The sequence below is a fragment of the Heyndrickxia oleronia genome (assembly GCF_017809215.1).
Taxonomy (GTDB): domain Bacteria; phylum Bacillota; class Bacilli; order Bacillales; family Bacillaceae_C; genus Heyndrickxia; species Heyndrickxia oleronia.
Genome location: NZ_CP065424.1, coordinates 140,054 through 154,978, shown reverse-complemented (window position 1 = coordinate 154,978; position 14,925 = coordinate 140,054). Strand labels below are relative to the sequence as shown.

At 37.4% G+C, this 14,925-nt stretch carries 24 protein-coding genes; 1 reads left to right on the top strand and 23 read right to left on the bottom strand.

Features of this window, described 5'->3' with window-relative positions; translation table 11 throughout:
- Window positions 1-28: 28 nt before the first annotated feature.
- Window positions 29-568: a GNAT family N-acetyltransferase gene (locus I5818_RS00855; protein ID WP_078109872.1), complete on the bottom strand. Its 540-nt coding sequence runs from the start codon at window positions 566-568 to the stop codon at window positions 29-31.
- 362 nt (window positions 569-930) lie between these two features.
- Between I5818_RS00855 and I5818_RS00850 the strand changes: the two genes are divergently transcribed.
- A complete protein-coding gene (locus I5818_RS00850) occupies window positions 931-1,815 on the top strand; it encodes a tyrosine-type recombinase/integrase (RefSeq protein ID WP_235849599.1) in 885 nt (294 codons plus the stop codon).
- Window positions 1,816-2,052: 237 nt separating this feature from the next.
- Here I5818_RS00850 and rpsI read toward each other — a convergent pair whose 3' ends face one another.
- The 22 genes from rpsI to I5818_RS00740 form a co-directional block, all read right to left on the bottom strand.
- Entirely contained in the window at window positions 2,053-2,445 is a 393-nt protein-coding gene (gene rpsI, locus I5818_RS00845) for a 30S ribosomal protein S9 (protein WP_058005995.1), read from the bottom strand.
- 21 nt (window positions 2,446-2,466) lie between these two features.
- Window positions 2,467-2,901 (bottom strand): 50S ribosomal protein L13, encoded by a 435-nt coding sequence (gene rplM, locus I5818_RS00840; RefSeq protein WP_058005994.1) that lies wholly within the window; start codon window positions 2,899-2,901, stop codon window positions 2,467-2,469.
- Window positions 2,902-3,219: 318 nt separating this feature from the next.
- Window positions 3,220-3,960, bottom strand: coding sequence for a tRNA pseudouridine(38-40) synthase TruA (gene truA / locus I5818_RS00835; protein ID WP_078109871.1), 741 nt, complete (start codon window positions 3,958-3,960; stop codon window positions 3,220-3,222).
- Window positions 3,961-3,970: 10 nt separating this feature from the next.
- Window positions 3,971-4,768, bottom strand: coding sequence for an energy-coupling factor transporter transmembrane component T family protein (locus I5818_RS00830; RefSeq protein WP_071976259.1), 798 nt, complete (start codon window positions 4,766-4,768; stop codon window positions 3,971-3,973).
- Complete coding sequence (locus I5818_RS00825; RefSeq protein WP_078109870.1) at window positions 4,765-5,634, bottom strand: energy-coupling factor ABC transporter ATP-binding protein; 870 nt, start codon at window positions 5,632-5,634, stop codon at window positions 4,765-4,767. The genes I5818_RS00830 and I5818_RS00825 overlap by 4 nt, the downstream gene beginning before the upstream one ends.
- On the bottom strand, window positions 5,610-6,449 hold the full coding sequence (locus I5818_RS00820; RefSeq protein ID WP_078109869.1) for an energy-coupling factor ABC transporter ATP-binding protein: 840 nt from the start codon (window positions 6,447-6,449) through the stop codon (window positions 5,610-5,612). The genes I5818_RS00825 and I5818_RS00820 overlap by 25 nt, the downstream gene beginning before the upstream one ends.
- A 468-nt stretch (window positions 6,450-6,917) precedes the next feature.
- Window positions 6,918-7,280, bottom strand: coding sequence for a 50S ribosomal protein L17 (rplQ, locus tag I5818_RS00815; protein ID WP_058005989.1), 363 nt, complete (start codon window positions 7,278-7,280; stop codon window positions 6,918-6,920).
- A gap of 46 nt (window positions 7,281-7,326) precedes the next feature.
- Window positions 7,327-8,271 (bottom strand): DNA-directed RNA polymerase subunit alpha, encoded by a 945-nt coding sequence (locus tag I5818_RS00810; RefSeq protein WP_078109868.1) that lies wholly within the window; start codon window positions 8,269-8,271, stop codon window positions 7,327-7,329.
- A gap of 182 nt (window positions 8,272-8,453) precedes the next feature.
- On the bottom strand, window positions 8,454-8,843 hold the full coding sequence (gene rpsK / locus I5818_RS00805) for a 30S ribosomal protein S11 (protein ID WP_058005987.1): 390 nt from the start codon (window positions 8,841-8,843) through the stop codon (window positions 8,454-8,456).
- A gap of 25 nt (window positions 8,844-8,868) precedes the next feature.
- Window positions 8,869-9,234, bottom strand: coding sequence for a 30S ribosomal protein S13 (gene rpsM / locus I5818_RS00800; RefSeq protein WP_058005986.1), 366 nt, complete (start codon window positions 9,232-9,234; stop codon window positions 8,869-8,871).
- Window positions 9,235-9,258: 24 nt separating this feature from the next.
- A complete protein-coding gene (gene rpmJ / locus I5818_RS00795) occupies window positions 9,259-9,372 on the bottom strand; it encodes a 50S ribosomal protein L36 (RefSeq protein WP_058005985.1) in 114 nt (37 codons plus the stop codon).
- Between the two features lie 34 nt (window positions 9,373-9,406).
- Window positions 9,407-9,625, bottom strand: a complete 219-nt coding sequence (gene infA / locus I5818_RS00790; protein WP_058005984.1) for a translation initiation factor IF-1 — start codon at window positions 9,623-9,625, stop codon at window positions 9,407-9,409.
- Window positions 9,626-9,666: 41 nt separating this feature from the next.
- The gene (locus I5818_RS25925; protein WP_078109867.1) at window positions 9,667-9,870 is read right to left on the bottom strand and encodes a M24 family metallopeptidase; all 204 of its coding nucleotides are present in this window, start codon (window positions 9,868-9,870) and stop codon (window positions 9,667-9,669) included.
- Window positions 9,871-10,143: 273 nt separating this feature from the next.
- Window positions 10,144-10,794 (bottom strand): adenylate kinase, encoded by a 651-nt coding sequence (locus I5818_RS00780; RefSeq protein ID WP_078109866.1) that lies wholly within the window; start codon window positions 10,792-10,794, stop codon window positions 10,144-10,146.
- A gap of 64 nt (window positions 10,795-10,858) precedes the next feature.
- Window positions 10,859-12,151: a preprotein translocase subunit SecY gene (gene secY, locus I5818_RS00775; protein WP_078109865.1), complete on the bottom strand. Its 1,293-nt coding sequence runs from the start codon at window positions 12,149-12,151 to the stop codon at window positions 10,859-10,861.
- Window positions 12,151-12,591: a 50S ribosomal protein L15 gene (gene rplO / locus I5818_RS00770; RefSeq protein ID WP_058005981.1), complete on the bottom strand. Its 441-nt coding sequence runs from the start codon at window positions 12,589-12,591 to the stop codon at window positions 12,151-12,153. Before rplO ends, secY begins: the two co-directional genes overlap by 1 nt.
- A gap of 31 nt (window positions 12,592-12,622) precedes the next feature.
- Window positions 12,623-12,805 carry a 50S ribosomal protein L30 gene (gene rpmD, locus I5818_RS00765; RefSeq protein ID WP_058005980.1) on the bottom strand — a complete coding sequence of 61 codons (183 nt, stop codon included), beginning with the start codon at window positions 12,803-12,805 and terminating at the stop codon, window positions 12,623-12,625.
- A 12-nt stretch (window positions 12,806-12,817) separates the two neighbouring features.
- Window positions 12,818-13,318: a 30S ribosomal protein S5 gene (gene rpsE / locus I5818_RS00760; protein ID WP_058005979.1), complete on the bottom strand. Its 501-nt coding sequence runs from the start codon at window positions 13,316-13,318 to the stop codon at window positions 12,818-12,820.
- 22 nt (window positions 13,319-13,340) lie between these two features.
- Window positions 13,341-13,703: a 50S ribosomal protein L18 gene (rplR, locus tag I5818_RS00755; protein ID WP_078109864.1), complete on the bottom strand. Its 363-nt coding sequence runs from the start codon at window positions 13,701-13,703 to the stop codon at window positions 13,341-13,343.
- Window positions 13,704-13,737: 34 nt separating this feature from the next.
- Window positions 13,738-14,274, bottom strand: a complete 537-nt coding sequence (gene rplF / locus I5818_RS00750) for a 50S ribosomal protein L6 (RefSeq protein WP_078109863.1) — start codon at window positions 14,272-14,274, stop codon at window positions 13,738-13,740.
- Between the two features lie 29 nt (window positions 14,275-14,303).
- Window positions 14,304-14,702 carry a 30S ribosomal protein S8 gene (gene rpsH / locus I5818_RS00745; RefSeq protein WP_058005976.1) on the bottom strand — a complete coding sequence of 133 codons (399 nt, stop codon included), beginning with the start codon at window positions 14,700-14,702 and terminating at the stop codon, window positions 14,304-14,306.
- A 28-nt stretch (window positions 14,703-14,730) separates the two neighbouring features.
- Window positions 14,731-14,916: a type Z 30S ribosomal protein S14 gene (locus I5818_RS00740; RefSeq protein WP_055737812.1), complete on the bottom strand. Its 186-nt coding sequence runs from the start codon at window positions 14,914-14,916 to the stop codon at window positions 14,731-14,733.
- Between the last annotated feature and the right edge of the window lie 9 nt (window positions 14,917-14,925).

Below are 14,925 nucleotides of genomic sequence, written 5' to 3'. Positions count from 1 at the left end.
CCAGAGCCAGGCACCTAACTTATTAGCTTTATAATCCGAGTCTGGCACCTACTTCTGCATACTCTATATCTTTTCTTTCTGCATTCCAATTACCCCCTGTTTGTCCGTCCCATATCGCTCCTGTTTCAACGAAACCGACAGACGCAAACAACTTCCGGACGGCTTCGTTTACCATCCAATATGATGTAGCAACTGCATCGGCTTTTCCTTGTGGAAACGACTTTATGTAATCAATAACTTTCATCATTGCTTGTTTGCCAAATCCTTTGCCTTGATGCTTTTTATCAATCATAAAGCGATTAAGTCCATAAGTATATTTATCTCCATATTTTTCACATAAAATTGAACTTTCCGCCAGTTTGTAAAATCCAATATCGACATATCCTATGACTTCATCATTGTTGCATATAGCGAAGATCATAGGAGGTTTTTCGTCGTTGAGTATCTTTACATAGGCTTTAGCCAAACAATATATGCTGGAATCCACATTTCCTTTCTGCTCATCTGTTATACTTAACTTCAACACTGCCTCAAAATTATCGTGGGTAATCTTTCTTAATTCAATCATTTTTCTTCCCTACTTTCGAAAATATAAATTTAAGTCCATTAACGACACTTCCACAGGAGTGCCGTGTACCAAATAAATCTAAATAAAGTGTACACGAAATCCCCATCTAATAGCAGGTGGGGATTATTTTACGCTTACCAACGATGTACAAACCCCCTTATTCCAAGAATAGCGCCCGCACAGGGAACTTGACCGTTTCATGATTGGTCGACATGAACGATACACAATGAAATCTTTAATAGAATTTATTGAAAAACACTCGGTTTAATTTATTAACAGTTGATAAGATGCAAGGTTCGGAATACAATACAGTTGTATTCAACTAGCATCTATCAACTATTTTTTTGAAGGGAATTGATAGTATGGCTAGTATTATAAAAAGAGGGAAATCATATCGAGCACAAGTTTCTCTATACAAACATGGTAAACACAAAAAACTTTCTAAAACTTTTCCGACAAAAAGAGAAGCCGAACTTTGGGCTTTAGAAATGGAATTAGCGAAAGGAGAAGGTAAAGAACCTGCCCACAGAACAACAACATTTGCTGATTTCTTCGAGAACTGGATTTATCTTGTAAAGGTAAATGACGTTAAAGAATCGACATTTCAAAATTATGTTCGTACTTTGGGAGTTATTAGAAACCTATTTCAGGATATCCAATTAAAAGATTTAAATGATATTGTTGTTCAGAAGAAAATAGATGAATATGCCAAGACACATTCTCGAAAAACAATACATGAGGTGCTTCTAAAAATAAAAACATCATTACGTGATGCATATGCTCGTGATTATATTGCAAATGATTTTGCTCGTTTGGTAAAAACACGTGGAGAAAACCCACCTAAAAGAAACAAAGCTTTATCTATAACTGACTTTAAAAAGCTTCGTAATTACCTTTTACAGCATCCTGAAGATGAATTTAACTTACTTGTATTACTTGCATTAGAAACAGGTATGCGACGTGGAGAGCTACTAGCAATTCGACCGGAGAACCTTTACGAATACAGCCCTTATGAATACGGAATAGAAGTTAGACATTCGATCAGTCCTACTTCTGATGACACCTCATTAAAGACACAGAATGCTAAACGTGATGTTTCTATCAACAAAGAAGTGTATGAGCTTAATCGTCATATTCCAGTTAAAGACAATGGTTATATTTTCGGCTTTGGTGGCTTTAAACAATCGGAACAATTAGCCGAGTTATTAACGGAATTAAACATTAAAAGAACTACCTTTACGGTTTAAGAGATACGCATGCATCGTTTTTATTTGCTCAGATATAGATATTGCTTATGTATCCAAACAATTAGGACATATAAATATACAAACCACACAAAATTATTATCTAGAATTAATGCCAGAAAAAAAGCACCAGCAAGATGCCGATGCTTTAAATCTGTTAAGTGCTTTATAAGGTACAAGTTGATTTGAACCAACTTGAACCAAAAAAACTTTGTAAACGTTGATGCAATAAGGAATTGATTAACGTTTTGAGAACTGAGGTGCACGACGAGCGCCTTTAAGACCGTATTTTTTACGTTCTTTCATACGAGCGTCACGTGTTAATAATCCTGCACGTTTTAAAGTTGTGCGGTATTCAGGATCAGCTTGCAATAATGCACGAGCGATACCATGACGGATTGCTCCAGCTTGACCTGTGAAACCACCACCATTAACATTAACTAAAACATCATAATTACCTAAAGTTTCAGTTGCGTTTAATGGTTGTTTAATTACTTCGATTAAAGCTGCGAATGGAATGTAGTCTGCTACATCACGATTATTGATAACGATTTTTCCGTTACCAGGAACTAAACGTACACGCGCTACAGAGCTTTTACGACGTCCTGTACCGTAATATTGAACTTGTGCCAAAATAATACCCTCCCTTATTAATTATCCGCGAAGTTCGTACACTTCTGGTTTTTGTGCTTCATGCTTATGCTCTGCTCCAGCATATACATGTAATTTTTTGATCATTTGACGACCTAAAGATCCTTTTGGAAGCATGCCTTTAATTGCTAATTCAAGCATTTTCGTAGGATAGTTTGTACGCATTTCACCTGCAGTACGAGTTTTTAAACCGCCTGCAAATTGAGTGTGACGGTAATAAATTTTATCAGATAATTTTTTACCAGTTAATTCGATTTTTGAAGCATTTAAAATGATGACATGATCACCAGTATCAACATGCGGTGTGAATGTTGGTTTATGTTTACCACGTAAAATAGATGCTACTTCACTTGCTAAACGACCTAAAGTTTTACCTTCAGCATCCACAACGTACCATTTACGTTCTACAGTATTAGCATTAGCCATATAAGTACGCATTGAGTTACCCTCCTAAAATAAAAAATTAAATTCTACCGTATTTATTTTTACACAGATAAGTTTCCGGGGCTTATTTGTGGGGTTAAATAACATACCATAGGTAATAATATCTTTTTATTAAGTCAATGTCAAGAAGATGTTACACCTGGATTAGTTGTTTTAGCACTAGCTAAGAAGACTAGTTTCTTCTAACTCGTATGAAAAGCCGCATTAGACTTTCCTAAAAAGAAAAAAAACTTTAAATATTTCCAGGAAAATCCGTTATTTAACATATCGATAAAATATGTTGAGGATAGCTGGAAATGGAAACTAAACAATTTACTCGTAGTAAACCTTCCACAAATACAGTCCTTGAGAAGGAGCTGTTTTTCCAGCATTTACCCGATTTTTTTTCTCGAGTATTATAGGAACTTCTTCAGGATTTCTTTTTCCAATACCAACTTCTAACAACGTTCCCATTAGAATTCGTACCATATTATAAAGAAAACCATTTCCAACAAACCTAACCTCTAATTCATGATTTGACCGAATAAAGCTGATTTCATTAATGGTTCGAACACGATCTATTACTTCTGTCTTTGCTGAACAAAAACTCGTAAAATCATGTGTCCCAATTAAATATTGACTCGCTTGCCTCATTTGATCCTCATTTATTTCATAAGGAAAATGATATGCATAATTCCTGCTAAACGGGTCCCGTATCTTTCCAGTATAAACCTTATACCGATATTCCTTCTGAATAACTGAATATCTTGCATGGAAATCAGAAGTTACCTCTTCAATATGTTGAACGGATATATCGTCAGGTAACGCACTATTTAAAACAATGGGCCATCGGTCAATAGGAATATTATAAGGAGAATCAAAATGAATCACTTGCCCCACTGCATGAACCCCTGCATCCGTCCTTCCTGAACCCGTTACATGGATATCCTCATCCTTATGAATACGTTTTAACGCCGCTTCAAGCTCTCCCTGTACCGTTCGACCTTTTGGCTGAATTTGATACCCTGAAAATCCTGAACCATCATAGGCGATTGTACATTTATATCTAAGCATGGCTCTTCCCTCACGCTCTAAAAATAATTAAAACTCCTGCTAAGGCAAATAGAATGAATAAGACTACCCAATCAGCCTTTTTCCAAGCTAGTAATCGAAACTTCGTTCTGCCTTCTCCCCCTCGGTATCCTCTTGCCTCCATTGCAATCGCTAATTCCTCAGCACGTTTAAACGAGCTAATGAAAAGTGGGATAAGTAAAGGAATAATTGCCTTTACTCGATCTTTAATAGGACCACCAGAGAAGTCCACTCCTCTTGCCATTTGTGCCTTCATTATCTTATCTGTTTCATCCATTAATGTAGGAATAAAGCGCAATGAAATAGACATCATCAAAGCAAGCTCATGAACAGGAAATTTTATTTTCTTTAAAGGATGTAATAAAGTTTCTAATCCATCCGTTAATGAAATTGGTGTTGTTGTTAATGTCATCAAGGAAGTTACGAAAATTAATAGCATAAAGCGGAGAGAAATAAAAACCCCTTGCCTTACACCTTCTTCATAGATTTTTACAAAGCCTAAATGAAAAATCAAACTACCTTGTTTTGTAAAGAAAAGATGTAAAAACAAGGTAAATAGAATTAACCATAGTATCGGCTTCAATCCTTTTAAAAAGAAACTAAAGGGTATTTTAGAAAGCAAAATAAGAAGAATGGTAAAGACCACTAAAATCCCATAAGTTACTAAGTTATTAGCTAAAAACACTATACAAATAAAAGCAAAGACAAAAATCAATTTAGAACGTGGATCAAGTCGATGGATCATCGAATCTGTCGGAACATAACGACCAATAATCATTTTCTCCATCATGGTCGTTCACCCCTAATGTTGAACTCCTTGAGAACACTCGCTAGTTCCTCAATCGTTAAGCAAGTTTTTCCGAGCCGTTTGTTCATTCTTTCTTCAAGCAAATATTGAAAATGGACAACATCGGGCACGTTCAATCCTAATGAAATTAATTCATCTGGATTTGAAAAAATATCTCTAGGTGTCCCTCTACGTTTAATCTCCCCTTGATGCATGATAACAAGTTCATCTGCATACTTCGCTGCGTCCTCCATACTATGGGTGACAAGTACAGTTGACAGGCCCTTTTCCTTATGAAGTTGATAAAACATATCCATAATTTCTTTTCGACCCCTTGGGTCTAATCCTGCAGTTGGTTCATCAAGAACTAATACATCAGGATCCATTGCTAAAACCCCAGCAATTGCCACACGGCGCATCTGCCCACCTGATAAATCAAATGGTGATTTTGACAAAGTCTCTTCAGTTAAACCAACCTGAACAATTAATTCCTTTGCACGCTTTATTGCCTCATCCTTACTCACACCAAAGTTCATCGGTCCAAAGCATATATCCTTTTCAACAGTCTCCTCAAATAGTTGATGCTCCGGAAATTGAAAAACAATTCCTACCTTTTGACGAACATGACGAAGTGCCTTTTCCTTTTTATCTGAATGAATCACTGTTTCCCCAATTTTTACTATGCCATTAGTTGGCTGTAATAGAGCATTTAAGTGCTGTAAAAGGGTGGACTTACCAGATCCAGTATGTCCAATAATTGCAATAAATTTTCCTGAAGGGATAGTGAGATTGATATTTTTGATAGCTAGTCTTTCAAAAGGTGTATTTGCCTGATATCTGTACTCTACTTGTTCAAGTGTAATGTCCATAGTGCATCCACCAATTCATTTTCCGTTAAGTAATTTTTCTCTAATGTAAACCCTTGTTTCTCTAACTCTTTGCCCATTTTAATTGAAAAGGGAATATCTAATCCTAGCTCAATTAATTCTTCTTGCATTTGGAAGATCTCCATCGGAGTTCCTTCGTTATAAACTTCACCTTTATTTAACACAACAATGCGATCAGCCTTTGATGCTTCTTCCAGATCATGTGTAATGGATATAACCGTTAGTCCTAATTCCTCTTTCAACTCAAATATCGTCTCCAAAACCTCTTTACGCCCCTTAGGATCAAGCATAGAAGTGGCCTCGTCCAAAATGATTACTTTGGGCTGTAGAGCAATGACTCCAGCAATAGCTACCCTTTGTTTTTGTCCACCTGATAAATGGTGTGGCTCTTGATCGAGAAACGAATGCATATTTACTCTTTCCAAGGCATGATTTACTCTCTCCACCATAATATTTTGTGGGACCCCGTTATTTTCCAAACCAAAAGCCACATCATCTTGTACAGTTGTTCCAACAAACTGATTATCAGGATTTTGAAAAACCATACCTATTTGTTTTCTAATCTCCCACACTGTTTCTTCTGTTAATGGAAGAGTATCTATCCTAACTTCCCCTTTTTCTGGATAGTGCAGACCATTAAGCATCTTAGCCAAAGTTGACTTGCCTGAGCCATTATGCCCCACAATCGCTAACCATTCCCCTTCATTGATGGATAATGATATATCTTTTAGAACATATGGATCTTGTCCTGGATAACGATAGAAAACATGTTCAATAGAAATAATCTGTCTCACCATTTCCAAGCCCCCTTACAACAAGATAATCATCTATAAATGCAATAACTATTTTTCTCCTCATTTTTAAAGATATCACTGACTCGACTTGTCGATAAGATGAAACAAACTTATATCAGTTGTATTAAGATGCCTACCCTCATGAACAACAACCTAATCAAAAATACCCTTAATAAAGATACAAAATAAAAAAGCCTGCACCCCTCTCCTGGGGAAATCAACACTTCCCTGGTCACAAACTTCTCTATATAAATAGAGATGGAGAGGGATGCAAGGAGCTAGACGTAATAGACAATGTCTACCCATCGTAACACTCTATTAGCTTCAATACATCGCATTATTTAAATTCATGTTTGAATAATGAATTTACATAAATCTAGTTTTACAAAATTCTAGAAATGAGTTTTGTAAAAAAAAGGGCATAGAAGCAGTTATAACTAACTGTCCTGCCCTTTTAGAATAAATATTTTATTACACTAATTCAATAATTACTACTGGTGCACCGTCACCACGACGAGGTCCAAGTTTCATGATACGAGTATATCCACCTTGGCGTTCTTGATAACGTGGAGCGATATCAGCGAATAATTTTTGAACAGCATCTTGGTTTGTTTCTGCATTTGCAATTTCATGACGAATGTATGCAGCAGCTTGACGACGTGCATGAAGATCACCACGTTTACCAAGAGTAATCATTTTCTCAACAACTGAGCGTAACTCTTTCGCACGAGCTTCAGTCGTTTCGATGCGCTCGTTGATGATAAGATCTGTTGTTAAATCGCGAAGTAACGCTTTACGTTGCGCACTAGTACGTCCTAGTTTTCTGTAAGACATGAAGTTTCCCTCCCTTGTTGAAGTTATTATATTTTATATCGTAATATCAATCGTCTTTACGTAAGCCTAAGCCAAGTTCATCTAACTTTGCTTTTACTTCCTCTAAAGACTTACGACCTAAGTTACGTACCTTCATCATATCTTCTTCAGTCTTATTAGCTAATTCCTGAACAGTATTGATTCCTGCACGTTTTAGGCAGTTGTAAGAACGAACGGAGAGATCAAGCTCTTCAATAGTCATCTCAAGAACTTTTTCCTTCTGATCTTCTTCTTTTTCAACCATGATTTCAGCATTTTGTGCTTCATCAGTTAATCCAACGAAAATATTTAAGTGCTCAGTAAGAATTTTTGCACCAAGGGATATTGCTTCCTTTGGACCAATGCTTCCATCTGTCCATACATCAAGTGAAAGCTTATCAAAGTTTGACACTTGACCTACACGTGTATTTTCAACTTGATAGTTGACACGTTGTACAGGTGTATAAATGGAATCAATCGGAATCACACCAATTGGAAGATCTTCGCGTTTATTCTGTTCAGCAGGTGTATAACCGCGACCAGTTACAGCTGACATACGCATGCGGAAGTGAGCATTTTTTCCAAGCGTAGCAATATAAAGATCCGGATTAAGAATTTCTACATCGCTATCATGTGTAATATCTGCTGCTGTTACGACTCCTTCTCCTTGCACATTAATTTCAAGCGTCTTTTCTTCGTCAGAGTATATTTTCAATGCTAGCTTTTTAATGTTTAGAATAATTGATGTTACATCTTCAACGACGCCTTCAATTGTTGAGAACTCATGCATGACACCATCTATTTGAATAGACGTGACAGCTGCACCTGGAAGTGAGGATAGTAGGATACGACGTAAGGAGTTACCCAAAGTAGTACCATATCCACGCTCAAGTGGCTCTACGACGAACTTTCCAAAACTTGCGTCATCGTTGACCTCAACCGTTTCAATTTTTGGCTTTTCGATTTCAATCATTCAATTTACCCTCCTTCAAAACGTCGAAACCCCGGCAAGACAAATTTTTATCGACCTAACCGAAATTCCCCATGTTTACATTCCCGTTTGTGCACAACAACTGGATTAATCATTTCTGTTTTGAAAATTTATGCATATCATATCCCATTATTGACATGGATACAAATTCTATACAGAAAAAATTAAACACGGCGGCGTTTTGGTGGGCGGCAACCATTATGAGGTACCGGCGTAACATCTTTAATAGCTGTTACTTCAAGACCAGCAGCTTGAAGCGCACGAATAGCAGCTTCACGACCTGCACCAGGTCCTTTAACAGTTACTTCAAGAGTTTTCATTCCATGTTCCATAGATGCTTTAGCTGCAGTTTCAGCTGCCATTTGAGCTGCAAATGGAGTAGATTTACGAGAACCTTTGAAACCTAGAGCACCGGCACTAGACCATGAAAGAGCATTACCATGAGAATCTGTAATAGTTACAATTGTATTATTAAATGTAGAACGAATGTGTGCAATACCTGTTTCTATATTCTTTTTCACACGACGTTTACGAGTGTTTGTTTTACGTGCCATACGACTATGAAACCTCCTTTACTTATTATTTCTTTTTACCTGCTACAGTCTTACGAGGACCTTTACGAGTACGTGCATTGTTTTTCGTGTTTTGTCCACGAACTGGTAATCCACGACGATGACGAAGACCACGGTAAGAACCGATTTCCATTAAACGTTTGATGTTTAAAGAAACTTCACGACGAAGGTCACCTTCTACCTTCAATTTGTCAATGATATCACGAATTTTATTTAACTCTTCTTCAGTTAAATCACGAACACGAGTATCTTCAGATACACCCGCTTCGGCTAAGATTTTTTGGGCAGTTGGTTTACCAATACCATAGACATAAGTTAAAGAGATCACTACACGTTTATCACGTGGAATGTCTACACCTGCAATACGTGCCATAAAATATGCGCACCTCCTTCATTATTATCCTTGTTTTTGTTTATGTTTAGGGTTTTCACAAATAACCATTACTTTACCATTTCTGCGAATGATTTTACACTTTTCACAAATTGGTTTGACTGATGGTCTGACTTTCATCTGTTTTACCTCCTTAACAGTACGGAGTGCATTATTATTTGAAACGATACGTAATTCTACCGCGCGTTAAATCATATGGAGAAAGTTCAACTGTCACTTTATCTCCAGGTAAAATTCGAATAAAATGCATTCTTATTTTTCCGGAAACATGTGCGAGAACAGTGTGGCCATTCTCTAATTCTACTTTAAACATTGCATTTGGCAATGTTTCACTAACAGTACCTTCAACCTCGATAACATCGTCTTTCGCCATCGAACCCGTCTCCCTTCTTCTTACATTTATGGACTATAAACTTATACCACTTTTACGCGAGTGCCTATGGTAGGCGGTCCATAATGAGGTAATAGTGGGTCTTCATGTAATTCTTGACCAATCCCATGTCCGGCATACTCGCGAACGATAGAAAAGCCATGATTTTCTACAAATGTTTGAATCGCATGAGAGATGTTCGAAAGACGCACACCAGGCTTTAACTCATTTAAGCCAAGATAGAGAATCCTCTGTCACATCCGCGAGCATCCCGCGTCTCTTCATCTATTTTACCAACAGGATATATACATATAGAGTCAGAATAACAACTATACTCCATTCATATCTATTGTTAAAATGTCACCTTCATTTAGCGTAAATGACCTGGAATTATCGTGCAATAATCCTAAATAAGACTTAGAACAAATACCACGTCAACCATTATACCCTTTATATGAAGGAATTGCATCAAACTTGCGAATAAATTTTTCAGCAATTACATCCAATTATTATAAACCCTATTATTTAATAGGATCAAGTAATACATCGATGTCTGCAAAAACCTTATTGATGTCCTGTTCGCCATCAATCGTTTTTAAATAGCCTTTTTCCGCATAATAATCAAGAAGAGGTTGAGTTTGCTTTATATTGACTTCTAAACGATTTTGAACAGTTTCTTCATTATCGTCAGCGCGTTGATAAAGTTCACCGCCACAACGATCACAAACACCAGCTTCTTTTGGTGGATTAAATTCAAGATGATAAGTTGCACCACAATTTTTACAAATGCGACGACCTGTAAGTCTTCCCATCAAAATATCTTTATCCACACTGATATTAATGCAGTAGTCTATTTTTTTGTTTAAGTCTTGAAGAATTGCTTCTAAAGCTTCTGCTTGTGGAACTGTTCTTGGAAATCCATCTAGCAAAAAGCCTTTTTGACAATCATCTTTACTTAAACGCTCACGGACAATACCAATTGTTACTTCGTCAGGAACGAGTTCACCTTTGTCCATAAACGATTTTGCTTGTAAGCCGAGTTCTGTTCCTTCTTTCATAGCAGCACGGAACATATCTCCAGTTGAGATATGAGGGATTGCATACTTATCTACGATTTTTTCGGCTTGTGTTCCTTTACCGGCACCGGGAAGGCCCATTAAGACTAAATTCACCAGTACTTCCCCCTCAGACTCTTCATTTAGTTTTAGGAACATAATTTGTTCCTAAAACTATAGTTTATTTTATAAAGCCTTTATAATGACGTTTCACAAGTTGAGATTCTAATTGTTTCATTGTATCAAGAGCTACACCGACAACGACTAGTAAACTCGTTCCACCAATTTGTGCGGCTTGTGGCAAGCCAGCAACACTTGTAAAGAAAATTGGAAGGATTGATATAATAGCTAAGAATATAGAACCAATAAATGTTAAACGATATAACACCGATGTTAAATATTCTTTCGTATTCTTACCAGGACGAATACCAGGGATATAACCGCCTTGCTTTTTGAGGTTATCCGCCATCTGCTCAGGATTCACTTGTACGAACGCATAGAAATATGTGAAAGCGACAATTAACGCAACATAGATAATCATCCCAACTGGTTTCGTATAGTCAAAGACCCATTGAATGGTATCTGTAACACCATTGGATCCAAAAAAGGATGCAATCGTTCTAGGAGCAATGATAAACGAAACAGCAAAGATTACTGGAATAACACCTGCTGCATTTACTTTTAATGGTAAGTGTGTCGATTGACCGCCCACAGGATTACGACCTGCTAGACGTTGTGCATATTGAATAGGAATTTTTCTTAATGCCTGTTGAATAAATACAACGGCAACGATAATTGCTAATACAACTAACACAATAAGTAGTAAAACAACAATTTTTATGAATAGCTGATTCCCAGCATTACTTAGCTGTTGTTCAAAAATTTGACGGACAACTGAAGGGATACGGGCAACGATACCAGCCAAGATAATAATAGAAATACCATTTCCTACACCTTTAGCTGTAATCTCTTCACCAACCCACATTAAAAAGGCCGTACCAGCTGTTAATACAACGGCAATGGTCAAATATGTTCCTATACCAGGATTACTTATCAATTGACCCTGTGTCATTGAATTAAATCCATATGACATACCAAGAGCTTCGATGAATCCAAGGACAATAGTGAAGTATCTAGTAAATTGTGCTAACTTACGTCGACCAACTTCCCCTTGCTTTGACCATTCAGTAAATTTTGGAACAACATCCATTTGTAATAGCTGAATGATAATTGATGCTGTGATATAAGGCATGATACCCATGGCAAAGATGGAGAACTGATACAACGCTCCACCACCAAAAGTATTTAAAATACTAAAAAAGCCAGAAGTATCATTTGCCTCTAATGCACGAGCATCTACACCAGGAACTGGGATAAATGTCCCTATCCTAAACACAATTAACATTAAAAGGGTGAATATAATTTTTTTCCTTATATCACCCACACGCATAAAATTGGAGATTGTCTTTAGCATTAAATCACCTCAGTTTGTCCGCCAGCAGCTTCGATAGCTTCTTTAGCAGCAGAGGAGAATTTGTGAGCTTTGACTGTTAATTTTTTCTCAAGCTTACCATTTGCAAGAATTTTAATTCCTGCTTTCTCTTTGCTTACTACTCCTGTTTCAATAAGAAGAACCGGTGTGATTTCAGTACCATCTTCAAAACGATTAAGAGCATCTAGATTCACGATTGCATAATCTTTACGGTTAATGTTTGTGAAACCGCGTTTTGGTAGACGACGGAATAAAGGTGTTTGACCACCTTCAAAGCCAGGACGTACTCCACCGCCAGAACGAGCATTTTGTCCTTTATGACCTTTACCAGCAGTTTTTCCATTACCTGAACCAATACCACGACCCACACGATTACGCTCTTTACGAGAACCTTCAGCAGGTTTTAATTCATGAAGTTTCATTGTCGGCACCTCCTTGTATAAGTAAATTCTATTACTGTTCTTTTACTGTTACGAGATGAGCAACTTTATTGACCATACCTCGAATTGCGGCATTATCTTCATGCTCAACAGTTTGATTCGTTTTGCGCAAACCAAGAGCCTTAACTGTTTCACGCTGATCTTGTGGACGACCAATCAAGCTGCGAGTGAGGGTAATTGCTAATTTGTTTGCCATTAAAATCCCTCCTTATCCTAACAGTTCTTCTACTGATTTATTACGTAATTTAGCAACTTCTTCAACACGTTTTAATTGTTTAATACCGTCGATAGTAGCACGGATCATGTTAATTGGAGTATTTGAACCAAGTGATTTAGATGTAATATCTGCAACCCCACCTAATTCTAATACCGCACGAACAGGACCACCAGCAATAACTCCAGTACCCGGAGAACCTGGTTTCATTAGAATTTGACCAGCACCGAAGCGGCCAATAACTTCATGTGGAATAGTAGTTCCAACAATAGTTACTTCTACTAAGTTTTTCTTTGCATCTTCAACCGCTTTACGAATTGCATCAGGTACTTCTTGAGCTTTACCAGTACCAAAGCCTACATGACCATTTCTGTCACCTACAACTACAAGTGCTGAGAAACGGAAACGACGTCCACCTTTAACAACTTTTGCAACACGGTTAACTGTAACAACGCGTTCTTCTAACTCAAGTTTGTTAGGATCAATATGACGCATCTATTTGTCCCTCCTTTTTCTATTAAAATTCTAAGCCGTTTTCACGAGCTGCATCTGCAAGAGCTTTAATACGTCCATGATAGAGGTATCCACCACGATCAAACACGACAGCTTTAAAGCCTTTGTCAACTGCACGCTTAGCAATCAATTCGCCCACTTTTTGAGCTGCATCAATATTGCTGTTAGATTCAAGGTTTAAATCTTTATCTAATGTAGAAGCACTAGCTAAAGTTACACCATTTAAATCATCGATCAACTGAGCGTAAATGTTTTTGTTAGAACGATATACGTTTAAACGAGGACGAGTCGATGTACCACTTAATTTAGAACGTACACGAGCATGTCTTTTCTTACGTACCTTATTTTTATCTGGCTTAGTGATCACCCGAGGTCACTCCTTTCTTATTGCTTACGCTGCATTACTTACCAGTTTTACCTTCTTTTCTACGTACATATTCGCCTTCATAACGAATTCCTTTTCCTTTATAAGGTTCAGGCGGACGAACACCACGGATATTAGCAGCTAGTGCACCTACGCGCTCTTTGCTAGTACCTTTTACAATAACTTTTGTATTTGAAGGAACTTCGATTTCAAGACCTTCTTCTGCTTCGAATTCAACTGGGTGAGAATAACCTACGTTAAGAACAAGTTTTGAACCTTGTTTTTGGGCACGATATCCAACCCCGATTAATTCTAAAGATTTTTCGAATCCTTTTGAAACACCCTCAACCATATTCGCTAATAACGCACGAGTTGTACCGTGTAATGCACGATGCTCTTTATTATCAGTTGGACGAGTAATGTTAATTACGTTCTCTTCGATATTGATTGTAATGTCAGGGTTAAAGCTGCGAGTAAGCTCGCCTTTAGGACCCTTAACAGTAACATGATTTCCGTCTAATGTAACAGTTACACCAGAAGGAATTTCAATAGGTTTTTTACCTACACGTGACATTCTTTTGCACCTCCATTCATGCCTTTATATTACCAAACGTATGCTAATACTTCTCCGCCAACTTGTTTGTTACGAGCGTCTTTATCAGTTAAAACGCCTTGAGAAGTAGAAACGATTGCGATTCCAAGACCGTTAAGTACTTTAGGAACCTCATTCGCTTTTGCATATACGCGTAAACCAGGTTTACTAATACGCTTAATACCAGTGATTACACGCTCATTGTTTGCACCATATTTCAAGAAGATCCGAATGATTCCTTGTTTGTTATCTTCGATAAATTCAACATCACGAACAAAACCTTCGCGCTTTAGAATTTCAGCAACTTCTTTTTTGATTTTAGAAGCAGGAACTTCTAATTTTTCGTGACGTACCATGTTCGCATTACGAATACGAGTAAGCAAATCTGCAATTGGATCTGTCATTACCATAATATTAACCTCCTTCCCAATTTAGGGTTTACCAACTAGCTTTTTTGACGCCTGGAATTTGACCCTTGTATGCAAGTTCACGGAAACAAATACGGCAAAGTTTGAATTTGCGAATTACAGAGTGTGGACGGCCACAACGTTCGCAACGTGTGTAAGCTTGCACTTCAAACTTTGGTGTGCGCTTTTGTTTCACGATCATAGATTTTTTAGCCACGTTTTCGCC

Coding starts and splice junctions, on each gene's coding strand:
- I5818_RS00855 (WP_078109872.1), bottom strand. CDS start 568: ATGATTGAATTAAGAAAGATTACCCACGATAATTTTGAGGCAGTGTTG.
- I5818_RS00850 (WP_235849599.1), top strand. CDS start 931: ATGGCTAGTATTATAAAAAGAGGGAAATCATATCGAGCACAAGTTTCT.
- rplM (WP_058005994.1), bottom strand. CDS start 2,901: ATGCGTACTTATATGGCTAATGCTAATACTGTAGAACGTAAATGGTAC.
- truA (WP_078109871.1), bottom strand. CDS start 3,960: ATGCTTAGATATAAATGTACAATCGCCTATGATGGTTCAGGATTTTCA.
- I5818_RS00830 (WP_071976259.1), bottom strand. CDS start 4,768: ATGATGGAGAAAATGATTATTGGTCGTTATGTTCCGACAGATTCGATG.
- I5818_RS00825 (WP_078109870.1), bottom strand. CDS start 5,634: ATGGACATTACACTTGAACAAGTAGAGTACAGATATCAGGCAAATACA.
- I5818_RS00820 (WP_078109869.1), bottom strand. CDS start 6,449: ATGGTGAGACAGATTATTTCTATTGAACATGTTTTCTATCGTTATCCA.
- rplQ (WP_058005989.1), bottom strand. CDS start 7,280: ATGTCTTACAGAAAACTAGGACGTACTAGTGCGCAACGTAAAGCGTTA.
- I5818_RS00810 (WP_078109868.1), bottom strand. CDS start 8,271: ATGATTGAAATCGAAAAGCCAAAAATTGAAACGGTTGAGGTCAACGAT.
- rpsK (WP_058005987.1), bottom strand. CDS start 8,843: ATGGCACGTAAAACAAACACTCGTAAACGTCGTGTGAAAAAGAATATA.
- rpsM (WP_058005986.1), bottom strand. CDS start 9,234: ATGGCACGTATTGCAGGTGTAGACATTCCACGTGATAAACGTGTAGTG.
- rpmJ (WP_058005985.1), bottom strand. CDS start 9,372: ATGAAAGTCAGACCATCAGTCAAACCAATTTGTGAAAAGTGTAAAATC.
- infA (WP_058005984.1), bottom strand. CDS start 9,625: ATGGCGAAAGACGATGTTATCGAGGTTGAAGGTACTGTTAGTGAAACA.
- secY (WP_078109865.1), bottom strand. CDS start 12,151: ATGCTAAAGACAATCTCCAATTTTATGCGTGTGGGTGATATAAGGAAA.
- rplO (WP_058005981.1), bottom strand. CDS start 12,591: ATGAAACTTCATGAATTAAAACCTGCTGAAGGTTCTCGTAAAGAGCGT.
- rpmD (WP_058005980.1), bottom strand. CDS start 12,805: ATGGCAAACAAATTAGCAATTACCCTCACTCGCAGCTTGATTGGTCGT.
- rpsE (WP_058005979.1), bottom strand. CDS start 13,318: ATGCGTCATATTGATCCTAACAAACTTGAGTTAGAAGAACGCGTTGTT.
- rplF (WP_078109863.1), bottom strand. CDS start 14,274: ATGTCACGTGTAGGTAAAAAACCTATTGAAATTCCTTCTGGTGTAACT.
- rpsH (WP_058005976.1), bottom strand. CDS start 14,702: ATGGTAATGACAGATCCAATTGCAGATTTGCTTACTCGTATTCGTAAT.